The organism is Phycisphaerae bacterium, assembly GCA_012729815.1.
Lineage (GTDB): Bacteria > Planctomycetota > Phycisphaerae > JAAYCJ01 > JAAYCJ01 > JAAYCJ01.
On record JAAYCJ010000179.1, the window covers coordinates 19,301 to 42,064 of the forward strand.

Here is a 22,764-nt window from a genome sequence, read left to right on the forward strand (position 1 = left end):
CAATCCTCACCGGTCCGGCAATTCGCTCCTTTTTTCCAGGGTCTTGACGGGGGGATCGAAAAACGGTAATATCGGAAGTGAGTAACCGGTAACCGGGTATCGGTTATCTGGTTACCCTAGATTATAAGTACTTATATATCATTTATGCTTGGAGCAGGCCGTGGCGGTAACGATTGCCGACATCGCGCGTCGAGCTGGGGTGACCAAGACGACGGTCTCCAAGGTGTTGAATCGCAGCCGTTCCACCGTTCGCATTTCCGAACCGACCCGCCAGCGGATTTTCGAGGCGGTGCGGGATCTGAACTATCGGCCGTCGTTTTCCGCCCGCTGCCTGGCCCGCGGTCGGACCTTCTCCATCGGCTTTGTCTGCGGCAACATTCACATGCCCCACTACGCGGAACTGGCGGCTTTGGCCCTTCGCGAAGCCGAGAAACGCGGCTATCATCTGCTGATCTCCGTGACCGAGTGGAAAACCGGGGCAAACGACCTGGAGTGCCTCGACGGCCTGCTTGGCCGCGGAGTCGATGGCACAATCTTCTTCGGCAACGCGCTCCAACCCGGCACCCGTCAATACGAACAGATGGTGGCGGAAGAATTTCCCGTGGTGCTCTGCGTGCAGGACGTGGACGGGCTTTCCAGCGTCATTTCCGACTGGCGGCCGGGGGTCGACGAGGCCGTGGCTCATCTCAAGCAGCGAGGGCACCAAACGATCTGCTTCGTGGGCCCTTCGGACCCGGACTGCCGCGGCGAGAAGACACGGGCTCTGCGTGAGGCCTGCGACCGTCATCGGATGGAAATGCACCACAGCCGCCTGGACACCTGGGACGTCGGCGTGATGGAGCGTCATGCGGAGGAACTGGTCCGGCGATCCGATCGGCCGACCGCCGTCGTGGCCCATTCGGACCACACAGCCGGCGCGATCGCGTGGGGAATTCACCGGGCCGGACTGACCATTCCCGATAACGTGGCCCTGCTCGGCATGGACGGAACGCAGGCGGGGCGCTACTACTGGCCGCCGCTGACCACCGTCGCCCAGGACCGCGAAAACATGATCCGCGCTGCCGTCGAGATGGTCGTCAATATGATCGAAAAGAAAGAGGGGCCGGGAAGGAGAGTCTCCTTTCCGACCAGGCTCATCGTCCGAGAAAGCACGTAGGCAACAACGTGAAGAACTGAGGAAGTCAGGAGCCAACGCCATGAAAACGCTGCGAGGTTTCACCCTCATTGAACTGCTGGTCGTGATCGCGATCATCGCCGTCCTGGTGGCGATCCTGCTGCCGGCGCTGAGCATGGCGACGGCGAAGGCCAAGTCGGTAACCTGCCTGCACCGGTTCCACCAGCTTGCGGTCATGTTCACCTACTATCACGACGAGGGCTTCCGCGAAGGTCCTGTTGGTTTTCGGGATTGGGGAGGATGGAAGCCTACTAGCGATAATGACCCCCTTCCCTCAGATCGCTATGCCTACTTCGGCTGGTATTCTGATGCAACGAAAGACAGGTTCGGCAACGAGTGGTGGGGAATCGGCAAGTATGTCAACACACGCATGTCCAGTGACAGGACGCAGGTCTCCAGCCAGCGGGCGAGTATCTACTGTACGAACTTCCTGGGAGGAGCGCCGCCGACCGCCCATTCAGCCGGCTATTCCGTGAACTGGCAGTTGGGGCGAGCAAGGGTCTTGCCGGCCCCGGAAGATCTGCCCGAGCCCCCCAGTCGGAGCGTCATGCTGTGGTGCGGGACGCACGATCTCTACGGCGAACCCGAGTTCGAGTACGCGTGTTTTCCTCAGAACAATAAATGGGGATGGGGCGGCTTCGAAGGCGAGGAAATGGTAGCGGGCGGCTACTTCGTCCATAACAACTCGTCGAATTTCTTCTTCTTCGACGGCCACGCAATCGCCCAAACCGCCCTCCCAACGGCTGGAGACTACTACAACGCTTTTTACTGGGGCTATCGATGGTGAGTCTTCGCCGGTCGCCGTGGCAGCCGGATAGCCTCTAGTCCCTCCATACAGCAGCTTTGTGCGAGGAAATCCGATGAAAACGGTGACGTGGATGGTGTCGGTTCTGTTGACCGCGGCGTTCTTCTACACCGCCCTGGCGGAGGATGCAGCGGAGTGGAAGGTCGTCTCCGAACTGAGCGCGGAGAACTTCGAAACGCTGCCCGGCTGGGTCCGTTCTTCCGACCGCGGCACGGTCGAGGCCGACGGCTCGAACCTTCGCATCGAGAGCCTTGCCGGCGAGGGCCACGAATGGGCGGGCCACGCCATCCGGTACGAACCGGGGTTTTCGATCGACGGGGCCACGGTGCGCATCGAGATCGACACCGCCGGCCTCGAGATCTACCGCGACTTCACGATTATGCTCTATCCCAAGGACGGCAATACCCATCAGGAACCGTCCGTCTGGATCCACATCAACCACGGCAACGACAACAGCGTCTGCCTCGTCAGGCGGCACCGCGAGGGCCGGAACACCACGGTCATCCCGCCACAGCCGCTGCCCTTCAAGTTCACCGGCGACTGCCGGACCACACTGACCATCACCAACGGCACCGCCGTCCTGGAGGTCTCGCGCGGGCAGGCCACAAAGGAGATCGTCCTGCTCGACCTGATCCCCAAGCAGTGGCTGATCCACCCCTTCACGGTCGAGGTCGGGACCAGCCAGCACGGCAACCCCGCCATCCCAGCCACGGTCCTGGTCCGCCGTGTCCGCATCCTGACCTCAAATCTCGATGAAGCCACAGCGGAGGAGACCGTCGGCAACGGGCCCGGCAAGAGCGGCGCGGTCACTTATATCTACCTCGACGAGGTCGCCAACCGCCGGTTCGAGGATGATAAGTCGGACGACGGCGCCGGCGGATGGACCGATCAGGGCGCCAACGACCTGCGGTTCATCCCGCGCGGCTACCAGTTCTTCCGCAACGTGCCCTTCCACATCAACGACCGGCTCGAAGTCGTCGGCAACGCGCCGCGACCCGCCTGCATCCTGTTGAGAGGCAAGCACACCCCGCTCGCACCGCTCGCCGGCGACCCCATCCAGGTCAACGCCGCCGCGCCGTTCCTTTACTTCCTCCACACAGCAGCCTGGGGCGGAAGCAACATCCACATGGCCGACTACGTGATCCACTACGCCGACGGCGGGACAGAGACCATCCCCCTGCGCAGCGACCATGAGATCGCCGACTGGTGGGAGCCCAGGGACGATTCCGCCCGCTTCGCCCACGTCGCATGGGTCGGCCAGAACCTCGAGAAAGGATTCGTCGGGTTCTACCTCTACGAATGGAAGAACCCTCATCCGCAAAAGCCGGTCAGCCACATCGTCTTCCGCAGCACCGACAGCGCCGCCACGCCGGTGTGCATCGCGATCACCGCCTCCGACGCGCCGATCGAAATCGGCCCGGAGCCGCGGCGGCACCGGATGGCCGGCTACACGCTCTGCGAGTACCGCCAGCGGGCCAAGACCGCGCTGAAGTGGACCGCGGGCCCGACGCGGATCGTCGTCCAGCGGCGGCTCCCCATCGCCGCCAACAGCGACGTCAAGCAGGCCCGCATCGACGTGGTCCGCTATCGTGCCGAGACGCCCGCGTCGGCGAGCTGCGAGATTGCCGGCGTCGTCAAATCGATCCAACTGGACGCCGGCGACCTTCGCGGGCAGTTCCTGTTTACCGAACCGGCGGTCCTGGAATACCTGACCAGCCGCAAGGACGGCTTCGAGATCGCCGCGACCGTCGAGGACGCCACCGGCATCGGACAGTGGCATTACGAAGCCAATCCGCGCCATCACTTCATTCCCGACGGTGAAGACTTCGAGCACGGCTTGGCCGCGGTGACCGGAGTTTTCCAGGTCACGCCGTTTCTGCCCGAGCACGTCTATTCCGGTTACGTCGAACTCAAGCCCGCCGGCGTCGAGGCCCCGCCCGCCGAGGTCGTCGAGACCGCGCTGGCGCCGGCGGCGCAACAGCCCGAGTGGCTCGGAGGACAATTGTGCCTCAACGGCCAGTGGCAATGGCAGCCGGGCAAGGTCGGCGACGACGGAACGGCGATCCCCGCGGACGACTGGCGGCCGATCAACGTCCCGTGCGACGTCGGCGATGAAATCTTCAACGTCAACGAGGACATCATCGGCGCGTGGTTCAGGAAAAGCGTCTACTGCCCGTCAGAATGGAGCGACAAGCGCATCACGATCGAATTCCAAGCCGTCGCCGATTTCGCCACCGTCTTCTGCAACGGCGAAAAGGTGGACTACCACGAGGGAATCCTGCCCTTCAAGGTCGATCTGACCGACCGCCTTCGCTTCGGCCGGGACAACACCATCTGCCTGTTCGCCGAGAACGTCTACAAGGGCATCATCCCCCTTCCGCTCCATCAGCCGATGGCCTCGCTGGCCGCCGACGTGTCGCACTACAAGGGGCATGCGTATCGGCTGACGATGGTGCGCGGGGCTTACGACCAGAAACCCGATGAGGTGGAAATCCTGCTCGACGGGCAGAACATCGCCCGGAAGACCGGCAGCGCCAATCAGGTCGCCGTCGAAGGCGACGGCCTCTACCACCGCCAGCTCGAATGGGACCACAGCGTCCTGTTCTTCTCGACGCCGGGCAACGCGCCGTTCGAGCGGATCAAGGATCGGCTGGTCCTGCACTCGATCGTTCCCGGCGTGACTCGGCACTTCTCGCGCGGCGACTCGTCGCACCACTGGCGAACCCACCGGCCGCGGCAGACCGGCCCATACCGCGACGTCTTCCTTAACGTCACCGGCCGGTCGCGGATCGCCGACGTGTTCGTCAAGACCTCCGTGCGCGACATGGCGCTCGACGTCGACCTGGAACTGGCCGACCTGCCGGAATCCGGCGCGGTGTTGGCGGCGTCTGTCCGCGACGCAAGCCGGACGGTTCTGGACCTCGGCTCAACGCCGCTTGCGGCAAGCGACACGCGGATCGCGCTCCGCAAGCCCTGGAGCGACCCTGAGTTTTGGGGACCGGGCAATCCCTATCTGTACTTCCTCGAAGTGCAACTGACCGACGCCGACGGCCGGGCGCTCGACCGGCGGTTCACCCGTTTCGGGTTCCGCGAGTTCCGGGTCGATGGCGTCGATTTTGTCTTCAACGGCCAGAAGCCCTTCCACATTCAGGGCGAAAGCATCGCCGCGTGGGAGCTTCCGTTCCACCGCTGTCATCTCCGCTGGCACTACGCCGACCACGTTCAGCAGGCCAACGTCAACATGCTCCGCTTTCACAAGGGCGGCATGCTCTTTCCCGAGAACCTCGACCTGGCCGATGAGATGGGCATGCTCATCTGCCAGGAGAGCAACTTCAGCCTGCCCGCCGACGCGGTCGGCGACGACGGCCTTCCGAACGTTGAGCAAGCGATGAGGGCCGTCGGTTGGGTCTGCGACCAGGTCCGGAACCAGCGCAATCATCCCTCGTGCGTGATGTGGAGCACGGAGAATGAGTTCGGGTCGATCCGCGAAACCACCGACGTCGATGAGTCGGTCAAACGAACCGCTGAAATCCAACTCCGCCTGGACGGTGCGGTCAAGGAAATCGACCCCACCCGGCCGGTCGTCAACAACGGCGGGCACACCTTCCTCTACACCGACGCCTACAAGGACGACCGCGTCGACGTGATCGACGGCCACTACGTTCAGCCGCGGTTCTTCAGCGGCTGGAAAGAGAAATACGGCAAACCGGTCACCCTCGGCGAGGTGAGCCTCGGCGGCGACTTCGGCTGGACCTACCAGGGCGAGGTCCGCAGCCTTCGGCAACAGGGCCAGGACCCGCGGCCCCACTTCTGGCGACGGCTGAACGCGGCAACCCTCTACATGGCCGGCCGGATTCAGGCCTTTCGCGCCATTGACGTGGCCGGCATCTGGCCCTTCGCCTCCACCAAACGCTACCACCCCTTCATTTCCCTCTGGGACGGCGCCGACTACAGCGGCGCGTCGCCGGAGATCGCATGGCCCGCTCAATCCGGCGAACAGATCAAGCGGAAGCACATCATCTGGGGCCGCGGCACGTACAACTTCTTCGACCCCGCTGCGCCTCGCGCGACATACCTGCGGACCTACGACGCGCTGAAGGACAACTTCGACGAGGTGCCCAAGCTCGAACCGCGGTTCAGCCCGGAGGTCATCGTCCAAATCCTCGACCCAGCCGGCAAGCCGATGGCCGATACCCCGGTCTGGCTGATCCCGACCGATCAACCGGGCGCGCCGATCGGCGTGGTCGCCGACGCGGAGGGTAAAGCCTGGTTCTGGTGCAAGTCGGGCGCCGGAGAGTATACGGCGATGGTCCGCGCGAACGGCAGGGAGTATCAGGCAGCCGTCACGCCCGCTCCGGTCGGCGAGTGGCTCCAGGTCAAGACCGTGGTCGTCCGAATCCCGCAATAGCCGACGCGGTCAGTACCAGTCGGCCAACCGGTGAAGCCAGATCCGAATCTGCGGGCCTTCGTGGACGATCACCGCGGCCAGCACCAGCCACACGATCACCGTCGCCTGAAACGGCCGGTCCTCGACCAGCAGTTCCATCGGCCCGTCGTACTTGCCGGTCTGGATGATCACCGCGAACCGGAAAACGCCGTAGACCACGAAAGGCACCGTGTAGATCAGGTAGTTGGTGCCGAACTTGGCAGCCGTGCTCGGGTCCATCGTGTAAAGCAGGAACGTGATGACGGCCAGGGCGGCTGAGATGCTCAGCAGGTGGCCCAGAAGCTCCAGCGTGTAGTTGGCCAGCACCGGCCGACGGTCGCTGGCGAGCTGGTGGTCGTTCTTGGCCACCGCCAGTTCCGTCCGCCGTTTGCCGAACCCCACGAACAGGCACAGCGTGAATGTGCAGACGATCAACCACGGGCTCAGCGGGACGCCGATCGCGAACACCCCGGCCAGCGCCCGCAGCACAAAGCCGATGGCGATGCACATCACGTCGATGATCAGCATGTGCTTGAACCAGAACGAATAACCGACGTTCAGCAGCAGGTACGCCGCCGCCACGACGCCCAACAGGAATTTGAACCCGAACGCCAGAAACACCCCGGCCAGCACCAGCGCCACCGCCAGCGTCCACGCGGCGTGCATCGGCACCTCGCCGCTGGCCAGCGGACGCTTGCGCTTGCGCGGGTGCAGCCGGTCCTGCTCGACGTCGTGGATGTCGTTGATGACGTACGCGAAACTCGAAATCAGGCAGAACGACCCGAAGGCGATGAGGGTCGCGACGATCTTGTCGGGCTCGAACATCAGGTTCTGCTCGGCGAAGATCAGCGCCGCGAACACGAAGACGTTCTTGCTCCAGTGCACCGGCCGCAGCAGCCGGATATACGCGAACGGTTTAGCCATGCCCTTCGTCCAGCTTCTGGCGGAAGTAATCGACCGTTGCCTTCAGGCCTTCTATTCTATCGGTCCGCGGAGACCAGTTCAACAGTTCCCGGGCCAGACCGATGTCCGGCCGGCGGACCTTCGGGTCGTCCTGGGGCAACGGGCGGTACGCGATGCGGCTGGTGCTTCCGGTAATGTCGATGATCTCCTCGGCCAGTTGGCGAATCGTCACCTCATCGGGGTTGCCGAGATTCACCGGATACACGTAGTCCGACTCCAAAAGCCGCACCAGGCCCTCGACCAGATCATCGACATAGCAGAAGCTGCGGGTCTGCGAACCGTCGCCGTACGGCGTGACCGGCTCGTTCCGCAAAGCCTGGGTGATGAACGACGGCATGACCCGACCGTCGCTTAAGCGCATGTCCGGGCCGTAGGTGTTGAAAATCCGCGCCAGGTGGGTCGGCACGCCGTGCCGCCGGTGGTAGTTGACCACCAGCGCCTCGGCGAACCGCTTGCCCTCGTCGTAGCAGCTTCGCGGACCGATCGGGTTCACGTGCCCCCAATAACTCTCCGGCTGCGGATGCACCTGAGGATCGCCGTAGCATTCGCTGGTGCTGGCGTGGAGGAACGGGCAGCCGTTGGCCCGGGCCAGCTCCAACAGGTTGCCCACGCCCGCCGAGCAGACCCGCAAAATCTCCAGCGACAGCGGCTCAAAGTCCACCGGGCTGGCCGGACACGCCATATCGATCACCGCGTCCAGCGGCCCCACGTCGAACGGCAACGGCTCGCAAATATCGTGCTTGACGAACTCGATCGTGTCGTAGCGGTGCAGAAGGCTCAGGTTCCACGACGGCGCGGTCACCAGGTTGTCCACCACGATCACGTGGTGGCCGTCGCGGGCGTAACGCCGCGTCAGATGCGAACCGATAAACCCCGCTCCTCCCGCGATCAAAATCCGCATCGTCGGCCCCCTTCACAAAAGCGGTCCGTCTCCACACCCGAAAGCGACAGCCCACGTCAGAGCCGCCCCTTAAAGCTCCTTGCGCCCGGTCAAGGCATCGGCCAGCGTGGCCTTGGAGGTGAACTCCAACTGACCGCCCACCGCCACGCCCCGGGCCAGCCGCGTGATCTTCACCGGCAGCCCGGCCAGCCGCGAAGCCACGTTCAGCGCCGTGCTGTCGCCCTCCAGCGTCGGATTCGTGGCCATGATCACCTCTTTGACCTGACCCGACTCGATCCGCCGGACCAGCGCCTCGATGGTCAGGTCCGACGCCTCGACCCCTTCCAGCGGGGCCAGACGCCCCATCAGGACGTGGTACACCCCGCCGAACGAACCGATGCTCTCAAGCGTCGCCAGGTCCTTGGGCTGCTCGACCACGCACACCACCGACTGGTCGCGCCGCGGATCGCTGCAGATCCGGCACGGGTCCACGTCGGTCAGGTTGTAGCACACGCTGCAGTGCGTCAGCTTCAGTTTCAGGTCGCGAACAGCCTCAGCCAGGGCGAACACGTCGTCCCGATCCGTCCGCAACAGGTAAAAGGCGATCCGCTCGGCGCTGCGACGGCCAAGGCCGGGCAGTTTCTCCAAATGCGAAATCAGCCTGTCCAACACCTCGGAAGCCATTTGTTGCCTCTCCCTCTACTGCCCCAGAAGTCCCTTCAGCGGGCCCAGGGGCAGACTCTCGGTTAACTTGGCCATCTGTTCCTGCGCCACCTCCCGGGCCTGTTCGGTCGCCGAGTTCACCGCCGCCAGCACCAGGTCCTCGACCATCTCGACGTCACCGCCGGCGACCAGTTCCGGGGCAATCTTGATCTCGACCAGGTCGCCCAATCCGTTGACCACCGCGCGGACCTGCTCGCCCCCGGCCCGTCCCTCGATCCGCTTGGCCTTGAGCTCTTCCATGGCCTGCTTATATTCTTTGCCGATCTTGCCCAGGTTGCCCAGCAGGCCCATCATATTGCCTAACGATCCGAACATTTTGCTCTCCTGATCTTGTCTGATTTCGGGACGCCGAGCCGATCGACGGCCGCCCCGGCACGGGAGTGGAAACCTAATTATTGGCGCGCCAGGGCTATTTTTCCAGCGATTCGAACAGGTTGATCATCTCGATCGCGGTCATCGCCGCGTCGGCCCCCTTGTTGCCCGCCTTGGTTCCCGCCCGGTCGATCGCCTGCTCCAGATTGTCGGCGGTAATGACCCCGAAAACCACCGGAACCATCGTCTCGAGCCCCACCTGGGCCAGCCCGCGGGCGGTCTGCGAGGCCACGTGGTCAAAGTGTGGCGTCTGACCGCGGATGATCGCGCCCAAAGCGATCACCGCCTGGTACCGGCCCGCCGCCGCCAGGCGTTTGGCGGTCAGGGCCAGCTCGTACGAGCCCGGCACCCACGCCACGTCGATCTGCTCCTCGCTCGCCCCGTGGCGGATCAGGACGTCCTTGGCCCCGACCAGAAGCTGCTGGGAAATGAAGCTGTTGAACCGGCTGACCAGAACCACAAAACGATGGGCCGGCTGAACGACCAGCTTACCGGCGAATTCCTGACCCATGGGTCCACACTCCAGAAAATCACCCACACTTATACACCAACACGCCGACCAGTGTACCCGCCACCCGCGGGCGAGGCAAGGGGACAGAAAGAATGGAACGCCGTGCGGGTTTTCCTCTCGACAAACCGATTTCGGCGAATACACTTTGGCGACGAAAGGTCCGCGAAAGCTCTTGCAGGAGAACCGACATGGCGAGCGATCGTTACCTGGCGTACATGGGACTGGCCCCGAAGCGCATCCCTCACTGGGAGCATTGGTCGTGCCCGGACGCTGAGACGTACCTGAGCGGCATCGACTACTACGAGCACCCGCGGCAGTGCCGCCAGCGGCTGGCCGAGCTGTATCCGCAACTGCAACTGGATATCCCGGAGTCGGACGAGCCGAGGCGCCGGCCGGGACTCGACCTGACCGGGCAGAGCTCGCGGAGCGACGATCAGGGCCGCCACTACGTCCGCTGGGGCGACGCGGAAACCACGCACTGGGACTGGGGCATCAAGTTCGCCTCACCCGAGGAGGCCCTCAAGTTCTCCCCCCTGGAGCAGGGCGATTTCACCGACATCCCCGTCGTCGAGTCGCGCGACTATCGCGATGAAGACCAGCTTCTGCGGGCCTACGGCGGCGACCCGAGCAAGCCTCCGCAACGAGGCAAGCCCGGCGCGCCCGACACGGTCGGCTTCTATAACACGCTGTTCATGTGGCCGCTGCTGACCTTCGGATGGGACATGTTCCTCCAGATCTGCCTCGAGCCGGAGTTCGACCGGATCATGGACGAGTTCGCCGAGATCAACCGGCGGGTGTTTCGCGTGTTCTCCAAGCTGCCGGTCAACTTCGTCCTCTGCCACGACGACATCGTGACCACCCGCGGACCGGTCTGCTCGCCCGCATGGATGCACAAGCACATCTTCCCGCGCTACGAGGAGTTCTGGTCCATCGTCAAAGCCGAGGGCAAGGAAGTGCTCTTCATGGCCGATGGGAACATGGACTCCTTCGCCGACGACGTGATCGCCTGCGGGGCGCGCGGCATCATCTCCGAACCTTACACCGACTACAAGGCCATCGCCCGGCGATACGAAGGCCGAAACCTCTTCCTGGCCGGCGAGGGCGACAACCGCGTCCTGACCCGCAACAACCCAGCCGAGATCGACGCGATGGTCCGCAGCATGGTCGAGACCAGCCGCATGACCGGCGGATACGTCATGTGCGTCGGCAACCATATCCCGTGGAACATTCCGCCCGAGGCGATCAAACGCTACCTGGACCTCTCAGCCGAACTGGCGGTCCGATAGACCAAACGCCAATGCAGGAGACGATCCATGCGGACCGTCCTGACCCGACCGGCTCAGGAATGGATCGAGGGCTGGCCCTTGGGCAACGGCATCACCGCCGCCATGCTCTGGGGCCCACCGGGCCGGACCGTCCTCTCGCTGAACCACGTGGACTTCTGGCGCGACCACGCCGGCCGCCAGATAGGTGACTACAGCCAGATCGTCCGCCAGGCCCGCGACCTGATGATGGCGGGCCAAGCCAAAGAGGCCAACGATCTCTACGCCCAGAAGATCGACATGGCCGTCATGCCGCGCGACCACGAAACCTCCGACAGCTACACCGGATACACCAACTCGTTCCAGCCGATCGGCGACCTCGTCCTCGAACTGGACGGACAGGACGCCTGCCGCGACTACCGGCGATCGCTCGACCTGGTCTCCGGAACAGCGGCGGTCCGTTGGCGCACCGAAGGCCGGATCACTCAGGAATGCTTCGTCCCGCTGAACGACGACGTGATCGTCGTACGGCTGACGGCGGAGCGACAGCTCTCCGGCCGGCTGCAATTCACCCGGCGGCCGCAGGACCATTACCGGTGGTCGGCGAAGGTGGAGGGTGCGTCGCTTTGTGTCCAAGGCGCATTCGATGAAGGCGTCGGATCGGGGCTGGAAGCGTCACTTCACTGTGATGGCGGAACCGTCCGTGCCGACCATCAGGCAAACGGCCTCGTCTTTACCGACGCCACCGATCTGGTCCTGCTGATCGCCGTCGAAGCGGGCAAGGGCGATCGGGACTGGCTCGCCGCCGCCCGCGAGAAGATGCAGCGGGCACGCGGCGTTGCCGTGGCCGAGATGCGCGATCGGCACATCCGCGAGCATTCGACCGCCTTCGGCCGCGCCTCGCTGTGCCTGGACCGTGTCAATAAAAACAAAGAAGCGAATCTGTCCGAGCTCATCGGCCGGGCCGTCGATGGGACTTTCGAACCGCGACTGGCCGAGGCGATCTTCGACATGGGACGCTACCTGATCCTCGCCGCCAACCGCGCGGGACGCCGCCCAGCCAACCTTCAGGGAATCTGGAACGACCAGTTCACCCCGGAGTGGGACGCCGATTGGCACTTCGACATGAACGTCGAGATGAACCACTGGCTCTGTAACCCCGCCGCCCTGCCGGAGTGCAACCTGGCCCTGTTCAACCAGATGGATCGGTTCGTGGAAACCGGACGGAGCAACGCGGCGAAGATGGCCGGCTGCGCGGGAATCCTCTTCTACGGGATCGCCGGCGGCGACTCGATGGTCTGGAGCCGCCAGGGCCCCTTCTGGTCCGGCGCCGCCGCGTGGATCGCCCAGCACTACTGGACGCACTACGAGTACACGATGGACCTCGACTTCCTCCGCGAGCGGGCCTACCCGTTCATCAGGGAAGTCGGCCTCTTTTACCGCGACTTTCTCGTGCGGATCGAGGACGGGTCCTACGTGACCGGCCTCTCGCACTCGCCCGAGAACGCCCCAGCCAACGGGTACGCCATGACCGTTCACGCCGCGATGGACACCGCCCTCGTCCGCGAGGTGATGCGGCATCTGCTCGAGGGCGGTCAGATCCTCGGCGTCGATCGCGACCTCTGGCCGCTCTGGCGGGAGTTGCACGACCGCATTCTGCCGTATGCCATCGGCGAAGGCGGCGAACTGAAGGAGTGGCCCGCCCCGCTGGCCGAGCAGCCGGCCCACCGGCATTTCTCGCACCTCTATCCGCTGTTTCCCGGCGACGAATTCACGTTCGAGCAGACGCCGGAGCTGATGGAGGCGGCCCGAAAAGCGGTGGCCCTTCGCGAAGCCCAGGGCCGCTCGCATAACTTCGGCTGGAGCTACGCCTACCTGGCCGCGATGTACGCCCGGCTGGGCGACGCCGAACTCGCCTGCGAATCCCTGTTTTGCCTGGCCCGCAGCGTGCTGCTCGAGAACCTGCTGACCGTCGGCTGCGACCTGCACGACAACGCGTTGACCGCCGACTGGGCCTTCAACGTGCCGCGGCTGTTTCAGATCGAAGCCGGCTTGGGCGCTGCCTTCGCGGTAGCGGAAATGCTCCTCCAGAGCCACCGCGGCATCATCCGCCTGCTGCCCGCCCTGCCGACCGCCTGGCCCGAGGGCGAGGTCCGCGGCCTGCGGGCAAGAGGCGCGTTCAGCGTCGGTATCGCCTGGACCAACAGCCGCCTGACCGAAGCCCGCATCACCTCCGACAAAGGCCAACCCTGCCGCGTCCGCTGCCCCGCCGCCGACAACCCGCTGCAAGTCACCCACCAAGGCCACACCATCCCCACCACGCCACGTGACGACGTGGTCGAATTCGCCACCGAACCCGGCGAAACCTACCTCATCACGCCTCAACACGCGACGTAGGGTCAGACGTAGGGTGTGTCCTCCGGACGCACCACCCTCGTCCCAGGCGATTCAGCGTCGGGAGACCAACGGCACCGACCCGCCCACATTCCTCGCACATTCCCCGCGATCCTGTAGAGATTCCTTCTGGCGTTTCTGCCCGCGCCCCCGTAGACGCCGATTTGCATCCACCCCATTCCCATGCTATCTTTATCCGGCGGGGACCCACCGCCCCCCCGCCCGCGCGTCGCCCCGTGCGACGTTTGACAACTGAATACCGGACGCCAAACTGGGACCTCCCCTCCTCGCGCGGTCTGCAAATGCCGCGCAAACCTTACAAATTGTACAAAACCCGCGCACCGACAAGGCCCGGCAATCGCAAACCCCGAATCCTGAGCGTGGAACGATTGCACATTTTGTACAAAACGTACGCCCTCTTGCCCAATCTATCTGATCCCGGGTCTTCTCCGCGTGGTCCGCGTGCTCCGTGCCGCTTGCTCCGAGAAGGGTTGTCGGTCAGATACTCGGACGTTGTCGCTTAACGTCCCGGGCCTGCCGAAACGCCTCCATCGCGGCTGGGAACGGAGCCAGAGCCCGCTCAAAAATCCCCAGCGAGTACGCGATCGTCACCCCGTAGTTGGTGATCGATACGCCCTGCTTGCGGCAGCGAAGGATCCGCGAGAGCATCTCGCGGCGGTTCCACATGCACGCCCCGCAGTGGACGATCAACTTGAACGGCGTCACGTCATCGGGAAAATCATGGCCCTGCGTCGTGACGAACTCCAGCTTGCCGCCGACGTACTGCGTGAGCCAGCGAGGGATCTTCACCCGCCCGATGTCCTCGCCGATCGGATGGTGCGTGCACGCCTCGCCGATCAGCACGCGATCGCCCGGCCGCAGATCCTCGATCGCCAGAGCTCCTCGCACGAACTCGTTCAAATCGCCCTTGAACCGGGCGAACAGGATCGAAAACGAGGTCATCGGCACCTCGGGCGGCGTATCGCCCGCCACCTTCAAAAACGCCTGCGAATCGGTAATCACCAGAGCCGGCGGCCGCTTGAGCCGCTCCAACGCGTCCCTCAGCTCGCGCTCTTTGACCACCATGCAGTACGCGTCGTTATCGAGCAGATCGCGGATCGACTGGACCTGCGGCAAGATCAGCCGCCCCTTCGGCGCCTCCAGGTCGATCGGCACCACCAGCACCGCCAGCTCGCCCGCCGGCACCAGGTCGCCTACGATCGACGGCGGATTGATAAAGTCCTCCGGAGCCGAACGGACGAGCGCCTCGCGCAGCTCAAAAATGCCCTCGCCGCGCGACGCCACCGCGGTCAGATGGCGGATCTTGCGTTCGTCGAGCTGCCGCACCACCTCCGGCCGCGGCGAGGCCAGGTCTGCCTTGTTGAATACCACCACCACCGGCGCCTCGCGCCGGATCAGCTCGTCGACCACCGCGTCCTCGAACGGCCCCCAGTGCCCCGCCTCGACCACGACCACCCCGATGTCCGTCCGATCGAAGATCTGCCGCGTCCGCTCGACCCGCTTTTCGCCTAATGCCCCCACGTCGTCGATACCCGCGGTGTCGATGAACAGCACCGGCCCCAGCGGCAGAAGCTCCATCGGCTTTTCCACCGGGTCGGTCGTCGTGCCCGCCACGTCCGAAACGATCGAGACCATCTGCCGCGTCATCGCGTTCAGCAGCGACGACTTGCCGACGTTCCGCCGGCCGAACAGCCCGATGTGCAGTCGAAAACCCTTCGGCGTTGCCTTCATGGCTCTTCCCGTTTCCTCATCACCGATCCCAGCCGTGTCACGTGCTCCGGCGAGACCAGTTCGTCAAATTCCTGTTCGCTCAGAACCCCGCGCTCCACCGCCACCTCCCGAATCCCGCGATTCTCCCGCCGGGCGGTCTGGGCCACGCTCTGGGCCACTTCGTAGCCGATCCGCTCGACCAGCGCGGTCACCGCCGCCGTCGAATTCTCGACGCTCCGCCGGCACCGCTGCTCATCCGCGGCAATCCCCTCGACGCAAAGCCGTCGGAAAATTATAGAGGCGTTGGCCAACAAATCCAGACTGCCCAGCAGCGCCTCGGCGATCAGCGGCACGAACGCATTGAGCTCCAGGTGCCCCATCGACGAAGCGAGGGCGATGATCTGGTCGTTGGCCATCGTCACCATCGCCGCCTGCGAGACCGCCTCCGGGATCACCGGGTTGACCTTGCCCGGCATGATCGACGAACCGGCCTGCCGCGCGGGCAGCGCGATCTCGCCGATCCCCGCGTCCGGCCCGGACGAGAGAAACCGCAAATCCGTCGCCACCTTCAGCAGGTTCGTCGCCATCGCCTTGAGAATCCCGCTGACCTCGACGAACGCATCGGTGTTCTGCGTGGCCTCAACCAGATTCTCAGCCCGGGCCAGACCCAGCCCGGTGATCTCGCGCAGGTGCTCGGTCGATCGGAAGATGAACTGCCGCGGGGCCGCCAGGCCCGTGCCGATCGCCGTGCCGCCCAGGTTCACCACCCGAAGCCGCTCCTCGCACTTGTAGATCCGCCATCGGTCCCGACCGAACGCCTCCGCGTACGCTCCCATCTCGCGGCCCAGCGTGGTCAGCACCGCGTCCTGGTACTGCGTCCGCCCGACCTTCACCACGTGGCCTAATTCCTTCTCCTTGGCTTGGAACGCCTCGAGCAGACCGACCACCTCGCGCTCCAGGTTCCGCAGGCTCTTGATCGCCGCCACCTTCAACGCGGTCGGATACGTGTCGTTGGTCGACTGGTGAAGGTTCACGTGGTCCAGCGGCGAGATCGTCGCGTAGTCGCCCAGCGGCTTGCCGAGAATCCGCAGCGCCCGGTTCGCCACCACCTCGTTGACGTTCATGTTCGTCGACGTGCCCGCTCCGCCCTGCAGCGCGTCGACCACCACGTGCGCGTCAAGCGTTCCCTCAGCCATCTCGGCGCACGCCTGCTCGATCGCGGCCGCCCGCGCGTCGTCGATAAACCCCAACTCGCGGTTGGTCCGAACGCACGCCAGCTTCACCGCCCCGTACGCCCGCACCAGCCCCCGGTTCACCGCCCGGCCGGTCAGCGGGAAATTCTCCAGCGCCCGCACCGTGTACACGCCGTACAGCACGTCGGCCGGCACATCCACCTCGCCCAGAAGGTCTTCTTCGCGTCGGTATTGGGACATGCGGAGATTGTAGCCGCCGCCACCCGCGGTTATCAATGGTTCGTTGCCCCCATCCCGATGCGCAAAAAAGGCCCGCCGACGTGCTGGCATCGGCGGGCGCCATTTCGACTGAGGCGCAACATGGCGGCCTCAGACACCGTCAGGCAACCGTCCGCACTCAGACCCTTCATCCGTCCGCGATTCGCATCGGACTCGACAGGCTGATGCGCGCCACCCTGGCGCGCCGAAACAGTTCCGAACGGCGAATTTGTGCGTCGCGATCTCGACAACCCCGATCACGATGTGATTTCGTCAACTAAGTGTATGCTACCAGAATCCGGCCGCCGTGTCAAGATGCCGCGTTCGCAGCCTCGTGGCCGAAACCGCCTTTCAATCGGCCCGGCGCTTGCCGCGGCAGACCGCCTCCGAGTCGATCCGCTTGGCCGCCAGATACTTTTCCACCGCCTGCCGTTTGGCTTCGTCGATGATGCGAACCATCTGGCGTTCGCACTTGTAGCTCTCGAACGAAACGCTGCCTTCGACGGCCGCCGTCACGTCCACCCCGCGCGGCACGCAGATCTCACCGACCTCGACGTACCCGGCTGACAGGTAAGTCCGGTAACCCGCCTCGTTGCCAAACGCCGTGGTCAACTCGATCGCGGCCGCTCCGAGACTCGCCGCGGCGCAATCCAACAGCCGCATGATCAGCCGGCCCAACCCTCGCCCGTGCCAACCGTCGGCGATCGCGATCCCTAGCTCCGGTACTTGGACCCCGTGACCCGCCGACTGTGCGTTGCCGCCCGCCTTCCACAAAAAGAAGTGCGCGATCGGCTCGTCCTCGCACAGCATCAGGTACGACGCATCGACCCGATCGACCGCGTTGCGGATCGTCTGACCCAGCGCCTCGGGCAGTCGGACCGCATCGTCCCACGGATACGGGCCGAACAGCTCCCTGGACTCATCGCCGAGGTTCTGCCCGAACTTCAGCAGCAGCGGCACGTCGCCCGTCCGCAGATTCCGCAGCCGCAGCCAGTCGCGGCCGGCGAACGTGAACGAGACGTCAACGCTCCAGGCGTCGCCGGCTTCGATCTTCAACTCCGTGATCCCGCGTCCGGCCTTGCGCCGGGCAAACTCCTCAAGCTCCTGACGAATGCTCAAAGCCAAGTCCATCAACCGTCCCTTCCACAAGCAACCCGATTACACCAGTGCCGACCCCAACTCCCGCCGCCGCTGCCCGGCGGCGGTCATTGTAACACATGCCCGCTCGAAGATGTAGGTCCGTTCGCGTGGCCGTGGCCGCCGATCGGCCCTTGACAATCCAGCCGCCTCCCATAACCATACAGGTATGATCCCGCGACAACGCGGGTGCGTTACTGACCGTTTTGAGGGGGTTCGCCGTGAATGGCCGCTCCGGTATCGCCGCTGAGTTCTGCCTGACCAACACGCTGACCCGGCGCAAGGAACGGTTCGTCCCGCGCGAGCCGGGCCGCGTCACGATGTTCACCTGCGGCCCGTCGGTCTACCGCCGCCAGCACGTGGGCAATTACCGCACCTTTCTCTACGAAGACGTGCTGTACCGCTATCTGGAGTTCCTCGGCTACAAGGTCCACCGCCTGATCAACTTCACCGACGTCGAGGACAAAGCCATCGAGGAGGCCCGCGAGCAGGGCCTCGAACTGGACCAGTTGACCCGCCCGGTCGTCGAGCAGTTCCTCGACACCGCCGACAAGCTGCGGATCCGCCTGCCGCGGGTCATCTCGCGCTCCTCGACCAGCGTGGACACCGCCGCCGAGATCATCCGCGCGCTGATCGATCGAGGCCACGCCTACCGCCACGAGGGCGACGTCTACTTCGATCCGCTGACGTATCCCGGTTTCGGTCGGCTCTACGGTCTGGACATGAGCCAGTGGCCCAAAGAGCGCATCCGCTTCGACCAGGACACCTATCCCGGCGATCAGTGGAACCTCGGCGACTTTATCCTCTGGCACGCCTGCGGCTCGAACGACAGTGTCTGCTGGGACACGCCGCTGGGCCGCGGCCGGCCCTCGTGGAACGTCCAGGACCCAGCCATGATCGTCAAACACCTCGGGCTTCAGATCGATATTCACGGCGGCGCGGTCGATAACCTGTTTCGCCATCACGACTACATCCTGGCCATCATGGAGAGCTACTCACAGCGGAAGTACGCCAACTTCTGGCTGCACGGCGAGCTGCTGCTGGTCGACGGCGAGAAGATGTCCAAGAGCGAGGGCAACGTCCTCTACGCTGAGGACTTTTTCGACCAGGGCTACTCGCCCGAGGCCGTCCGATTCCACTTCATCAACGGCCACTACCGCCAGCCCATCGACTTCCGCCGCCAGCGACTCGACGATACGGTCGGGCGACTCGACCGGCTCACCGCCGCCACCAGACAGCTCTGCCGCGCCGCCGAGGAAGCGTCAGCGCCCGACACCCTCAACGCACCGGAGGCGGTCGAACTGCTCGCCGCTTTTGCCGCGCACATGAACGACGACCTTCACGTCGCCGACGCCGTCGACGCCCTCGAACAAACGCTGCTTCGCCTCGCCGACAGCGAGAAACAAACCCAACTCGACCCGTCAACCTGCGCCCAGTGCACCGCCGCCCTCAACCGGATCGACAGCGTCCTTCAGGTCGGCCTGCTCTCTGCGTAGGGCGGGTGGTTCTCGCCGCAGGCGAGGTTCACCCGCCATCCCCGTACCCAGGTCACACGATTTCCAGCGCGTCCCGATCCGGCAGCTCCGGGAACCGCGCCGTCGGCAGCGTCTGGTACCAGTACGCCACCGAGGCGATATCGTCCTGAAGCGGCAGATACCGCCCGCCGCTGCGCCAGCCGAGGGCCTGGATCGTCACCCGCAAATCCCGCTCGAACCGGATCGGGTCCATGATGTGCCAGCGGTAGAGGCCAAACCGCGTCTGCGACGCATACAGCCCGTCCGGCCGGATCACCTGCGGCAGACCCGCGTACGGCGTGGTGAATTCGCGATACCCGCCGTTCTCCTTGCCCAGGTCGAAGTTGTACGACCCGCAGAAGTAGTCCTCGGTGCCCGTCCCGCAGATCGTCGGAAACGCCTGGTCTCCGTCCATGTAGAACTTGATCTCCCCTTCGCCCCACCAGCCGCAGTTGTTGACGCCCCACGCCATGTACGTCCCCACGTAGTGCCCCCGGCCGCGGACCTCGTCCACGATCGTGTGCACCTGCTTGCAGGGCAGCGGATTGACCCGGCGGAACTGGGCATGGAAATACGCCGCGTCGTCCGGCACCTCCGTCAGCGCGTAGGTGACCTGGTAGTACAGCGTCAATGCCTCCGGTCCGATATTCGTCACCGTCATCCGGCAGTGCTTGCGGAACGGCATCTCCCAATAGCAGTTCAACCCGCTGCGGGGATTGACGCATACCGCCAGCGACGAGACCTGGGCGTACTGCTGCCAACCGCAGGCGAAGAAATCGCCGATCGGGCATTCGACCGAGGGCTGATCCTGACCGTCCCAATAGACCCGCAGGATGCAGAACCGCCACGACCCGCTCGGGGTCAGCCAGATGTGCTGAATCGCCCCGGACCCTTCGATCTCGGCCATCGTGAACGTCTGGCCGGCTTCAATCCGCACCGACGGCGAGACCTTCCAGCCCTGCCCCAGATCGCGGGCACAGGCGGCCCCCGTGCCCTCGACCGCCATCCCGGCCTTGCCCTTCTCGCCGGTGAAGTTCTCCGCACTGATCGAACGGGTTTTGGCCGATGAAAGCCGCGAGAGATTCCCAAGATGCAGACCCAAGCCGTTGAACGACGCCATGGCAAATCCCTTTCATCATGACAATTCAGAAAACGCAACCGAGGGGATTATAGAAATCACGGTTACCTTGCACAAGGCTCGGGCAAACCCCTTCCGCTGTCGCGCAGGCAGAGATTTCGACATCTCTCTACAGAAGTTCCCGTGGAAATCCCTGCGCCGTTCCCGCCGCCGGCCCCGAAAACGCCACATTTGCCTCGGCCAGATTCCCATGGTATCTTTATCACGCCGAGACCCCGGCGTTTCGGCTGCACGTCGCCCCGCGCGACGCTTGACAACTGAATCGCTCTCGGATCACGATCCAGCAGACTGTACCATCCTGAAGGTTGGTCTCTGCCGCGATGGGATGCTCAGTACTGCCAGTACTTCCAGACAGTTTGGTCGTAGATGAACCACTGCTCCCAGGGAACGTTCAGGGGGTATCCCATGTAGGACGCGGCATGGCCGTCGCAGAAGAGCAGGTTGGCCTTGCCGGCGTGCCTGGGGTTGATCTGCGACCCACTGCCGGGCCACAGCCAGGGAACCACGGTTGAGTTCTCAAGGGTGTACGGTTGATTGTCCGCCAGAAGAACCGTCCTGGTATGGTCCGGAAGCAAATCCAGCCGGGCGAGTATGGGAGACCAAGCGGATTCGATGTTGTTGATGTACGCGTTCATACCGTAGTCGAACGCCAGGGATCGCGTTTCGCTGGGGCAGTGAAAGACGGGAAGATTCTCCGGACCTACTCCGCCAAAGTAGAGCCTTGGCAGGATGATCCGCCACATCCGGTTGGTCTCACCGGGCGTCCAGTCGTAGCAGTAGGGCAGCCAGCCGTTGTACTCGTTGGCGTAGGTCTGGAAGGCCAAACCCAACTGCCGCTGGTTGCTCGCGCAGGACGCCGTCTTGGCCGTCTCCCGCGCCTGGCTGAGGGCGGGCAGAAGAATGGAGACCAGCACCGCGATGATCGCGACCACCACCAGAAGCTCGATGAGGGTGAAGCCCGATAGCATTCCACGGGCGGCTACGGCGTTTGCTTTTCTCATACCACACCTCGTTACTATTCTATCACGACCTCGTAAGTCAAACAACCCCCGTTCGGCTGGGCGGTATCCACCGTCAGCTCAAAGCCGCCATCCGTTTTGCGGACCGGCACCTCGTTTTGGCGCTGACCGCCCATCGTAATGGCCCACGCCCGGACCATCTTGGCCGGGTCCAGGCGCAGCGTCACGTCCGCTGCGCCGCGGCGGAGCAGATGCGGCAGCGTGCCCCACTCCTCGGTGATCGTCCGCTCCTCGTCGAAGAACCGGGCGGCGGAGTTGGAACTGTCGGTCAGGTGGCACACCAGCAGGCGGCCGGCCTGGGCGATAGGCTTGGCCTCGTCCATGGCGCTGACGGCCACCACGCTGAACTCGCCGCGGTTCTTGACGGAGACCAGTTTGCCGTCCAGCGCCTTGCCCTCTTCCAGGGCGAAGCACTCGCTCCGGTCCGTTACGATCGTCATCTGGCCTTCGTTGGGGTCCAGGGCGATTTCGGAGGTATCGGAGGCGATCCAGTGCGAATCGCCTTGGCCTTCCTGCCGCAGCGCGGCCACCGCCTCATCGGTCAAACGCCGATACGGCACAGCCGGCGGCAAAGGCGAGGACTCGGCCACACCGAAGGCGCAGCGGATCGAATCCGGGACGGCGGCTTGGGGATTCTGGAAATCCCACTGGCCGATCCGGTGCCGCAGGCCCAGGTTCGAGTAGGCCTCCAGGGCATCACCGGCACTGGCCACCTCAAACACGTCCTGGGAGTTCAGGGCCAGCGGGACGGCCTGTCGGGCCGGCTGGACGTCGCCGCGGCGGAACAGGAGGATGCCGATGCGTTCGGAGACCATGTTGATCGGGTCCTGCGTCAACTCCATCCAGACGGTCGGGCCCACCTGTTGGGTGTTGCCGGCTGTGTGGGCGTAGGCGAAGCGATAGAGGCCGTTCCAGTCCTGCAGCGCCCCGTAGGCCCCCATCGTCAGGCCGGATTGGGCCCGGTAGCGGTGCGGAAACGGCATGTTGAATTCGGTCACGGTAAACGGCCGGCCGAACACGCGGGAATTGAACATGATGCGGGCCATCGACGCGTTCACCGTCAGGTTGTTGAGGTGACTGCTCCTGACCGGCAGGCTCTCGTGACGATGGATTGGGGCCGGAACCGCCCAATAGCTGTGGTTGTCGACGTAGTCCAGGTGCGGCCGAACGAACCTCGTCAGGGCGTTATTCTCAAAGTTAACGTCGTTCAGCAGCGCGTCGCAGCCGAGCGACCGGATGAAGTCGCGGCACTCCTGGTAGGCCT

The 22,764-nt window shown here is 64.4% G+C and carries 16 protein-coding genes and 1 pseudogene; 6 read left to right on the plus strand and 11 right to left on the minus strand.

All coding sequences use genetic code 11. The features are described 5' to 3' along the window. Positions 1-160 precede the first annotated feature (160 nt). From GXY33_12165 to GXY33_12175, 3 genes and pseudogenes are all read left to right on the plus strand, one after another. Positions 161-1,156, plus strand: coding sequence for a LacI family transcriptional regulator (locus tag GXY33_12165; protein ID NLX05886.1), 996 nt, complete (start codon positions 161-163; stop codon positions 1,154-1,156). A gap of 40 nt (positions 1,157-1,196) precedes the next feature. After that, a pseudogene (locus GXY33_12170) lies at positions 1,197-1,286 on the plus strand (prepilin-type N-terminal cleavage/methylation domain-containing protein). A gap of 748 nt (positions 1,287-2,034) precedes the next feature. Then, a complete protein-coding gene (locus tag GXY33_12175; GenBank protein NLX05887.1) occupies positions 2,035-6,387 on the plus strand; it encodes a hypothetical protein in 4,353 nt (1,450 codons plus the stop codon). Between the two features lie 9 nt (positions 6,388-6,396). On the opposite strand, the gene GXY33_12180 is transcribed toward GXY33_12175, so the two are convergent. The 5 genes from GXY33_12180 to GXY33_12200 form a co-directional block, all read right to left on the minus strand. Further along, positions 6,397-7,329: a decaprenyl-phosphate phosphoribosyltransferase gene (locus GXY33_12180; GenBank protein ID NLX05888.1), complete on the minus strand. Its 933-nt coding sequence runs from the start codon at positions 7,327-7,329 to the stop codon at positions 6,397-6,399. Beyond that, positions 7,322-8,269: an SDR family oxidoreductase gene (locus GXY33_12185; protein NLX05889.1), complete on the minus strand. Its 948-nt coding sequence runs from the start codon at positions 8,267-8,269 to the stop codon at positions 7,322-7,324. Before GXY33_12185 ends, GXY33_12180 begins: the two co-directional genes overlap by 8 nt. A gap of 69 nt (positions 8,270-8,338) precedes the next feature. Next, a complete protein-coding gene (recR, locus tag GXY33_12190; protein ID NLX05890.1) occupies positions 8,339-8,932 on the minus strand; it encodes a recombination protein RecR in 594 nt (197 codons plus the stop codon). 15 nt (positions 8,933-8,947) lie between these two features. Then, positions 8,948-9,286, minus strand: a complete 339-nt coding sequence (locus GXY33_12195) for a YbaB/EbfC family nucleoid-associated protein (GenBank protein ID NLX05891.1) — start codon at positions 9,284-9,286, stop codon at positions 8,948-8,950. A 94-nt stretch (positions 9,287-9,380) separates the two neighbouring features. Next, positions 9,381-9,854: a 6,7-dimethyl-8-ribityllumazine synthase gene (locus GXY33_12200; protein NLX05892.1), complete on the minus strand. Its 474-nt coding sequence runs from the start codon at positions 9,852-9,854 to the stop codon at positions 9,381-9,383. A gap of 188 nt (positions 9,855-10,042) precedes the next feature. Here GXY33_12200 and GXY33_12205 point away from each other — a divergent pair, with 188 nt between their 5' ends. After that, on the plus strand, positions 10,043-11,140 hold the full coding sequence (locus GXY33_12205) for a hypothetical protein (GenBank protein ID NLX05893.1): 1,098 nt from the start codon (positions 10,043-10,045) through the stop codon (positions 11,138-11,140). 27 nt (positions 11,141-11,167) lie between these two features. Further along, positions 11,168-13,513, plus strand: coding sequence for a hypothetical protein (locus tag GXY33_12210; protein ID NLX05894.1), 2,346 nt, complete (start codon positions 11,168-11,170; stop codon positions 13,511-13,513). Positions 13,514-14,008: 495 nt separating this feature from the next. On the opposite strand, the gene hydF is transcribed toward GXY33_12210, so the two are convergent. From hydF to GXY33_12225, 3 genes are all read right to left on the minus strand, one after another. Beyond that, the gene (gene hydF, locus GXY33_12215; protein ID NLX05895.1) at positions 14,009-15,262 is read right to left on the minus strand and encodes a [FeFe] hydrogenase H-cluster maturation GTPase HydF; all 1,254 of its coding nucleotides are present in this window, start codon (positions 15,260-15,262) and stop codon (positions 14,009-14,011) included. Continuing rightward, a complete protein-coding gene (locus tag GXY33_12220) occupies positions 15,259-16,674 on the minus strand; it encodes an aspartate ammonia-lyase (protein NLX05896.1) in 1,416 nt (471 codons plus the stop codon). The genes hydF and GXY33_12220 overlap by 4 nt, the downstream gene beginning before the upstream one ends. A gap of 369 nt (positions 16,675-17,043) precedes the next feature. Next, positions 17,044-17,823 carry a GNAT family N-acetyltransferase gene (locus tag GXY33_12225; protein NLX05897.1) on the minus strand — a complete coding sequence of 260 codons (780 nt, stop codon included), beginning with the start codon at positions 17,821-17,823 and terminating at the stop codon, positions 17,044-17,046. Between the two features lie 227 nt (positions 17,824-18,050). Here GXY33_12225 and GXY33_12230 point away from each other — a divergent pair, with 227 nt between their 5' ends. Beyond that, entirely contained in the window at positions 18,051-19,325 is a 1,275-nt protein-coding gene (locus tag GXY33_12230; GenBank protein NLX05898.1) for a class I tRNA ligase family protein, read from the plus strand. A gap of 52 nt (positions 19,326-19,377) precedes the next feature. On the opposite strand, the gene GXY33_12235 is transcribed toward GXY33_12230, so the two are convergent. The 3 genes from GXY33_12235 to GXY33_12245 all read right to left on the minus strand — a co-directional run. After that, on the minus strand, positions 19,378-20,463 hold the full coding sequence (locus tag GXY33_12235) for a DUF2961 domain-containing protein (GenBank protein NLX05899.1): 1,086 nt from the start codon (positions 20,461-20,463) through the stop codon (positions 19,378-19,380). A 347-nt stretch (positions 20,464-20,810) separates the two neighbouring features. Continuing rightward, on the minus strand, positions 20,811-21,482 hold the full coding sequence (locus tag GXY33_12240; GenBank protein NLX05900.1) for a DUF1559 domain-containing protein: 672 nt from the start codon (positions 21,480-21,482) through the stop codon (positions 20,811-20,813). Positions 21,483-21,496: 14 nt separating this feature from the next. After that, positions 21,497-22,764 (minus strand): hypothetical protein (locus GXY33_12245; protein ID NLX05901.1); only part of this gene is annotated, 1,268 nt, incomplete at its 5' end.

Excerpts from the sequence above, each read along its gene's own strand:
- GXY33_12175 (NLX05887.1), top strand. The coding sequence starts at position 2,035 with ATGAAAACGGTGACGTGGATGGTGTCGGTTCTGTTGACCGCGGCGTTC.
- GXY33_12180 (NLX05888.1), bottom strand. The coding sequence starts at position 7,329 with ATGGCTAAACCGTTCGCGTATATCCGGCTGCTGCGGCCGGTGCACTGG.
- GXY33_12185 (NLX05889.1), bottom strand. The coding sequence starts at position 8,269 with ATGCGGATTTTGATCGCGGGAGGAGCGGGGTTTATCGGTTCGCATCTG.
- recR (NLX05890.1), bottom strand. The coding sequence starts at position 8,932 with ATGGCTTCCGAGGTGTTGGACAGGCTGATTTCGCATTTGGAGAAACTG.
- GXY33_12195 (NLX05891.1), bottom strand. The coding sequence starts at position 9,286 with ATGTTCGGATCGTTAGGCAATATGATGGGCCTGCTGGGCAACCTGGGC.
- GXY33_12200 (NLX05892.1), bottom strand. The coding sequence starts at position 9,854 with ATGGGTCAGGAATTCGCCGGTAAGCTGGTCGTTCAGCCGGCCCATCGT.
- GXY33_12205 (NLX05893.1), top strand. The coding sequence starts at position 10,043 with ATGGCGAGCGATCGTTACCTGGCGTACATGGGACTGGCCCCGAAGCGC.
- GXY33_12210 (NLX05894.1), top strand. The coding sequence starts at position 11,168 with ATGCGGACCGTCCTGACCCGACCGGCTCAGGAATGGATCGAGGGCTGG.
- hydF (NLX05895.1), bottom strand. The coding sequence starts at position 15,262 with ATGAAGGCAACGCCGAAGGGTTTTCGACTGCACATCGGGCTGTTCGGC.
- GXY33_12220 (NLX05896.1), bottom strand. The coding sequence starts at position 16,674 with ATGTCCCAATACCGACGCGAAGAAGACCTTCTGGGCGAGGTGGATGTG.
- GXY33_12225 (NLX05897.1), bottom strand. The coding sequence starts at position 17,823 with ATGGACTTGGCTTTGAGCATTCGTCAGGAGCTTGAGGAGTTTGCCCGG.
- GXY33_12235 (NLX05899.1), bottom strand. The coding sequence starts at position 20,463 with ATGGCGTCGTTCAACGGCTTGGGTCTGCATCTTGGGAATCTCTCGCGG.
- GXY33_12240 (NLX05900.1), bottom strand. The coding sequence starts at position 21,482 with ATGAGAAAAGCAAACGCCGTAGCCGCCCGTGGAATGCTATCGGGCTTC.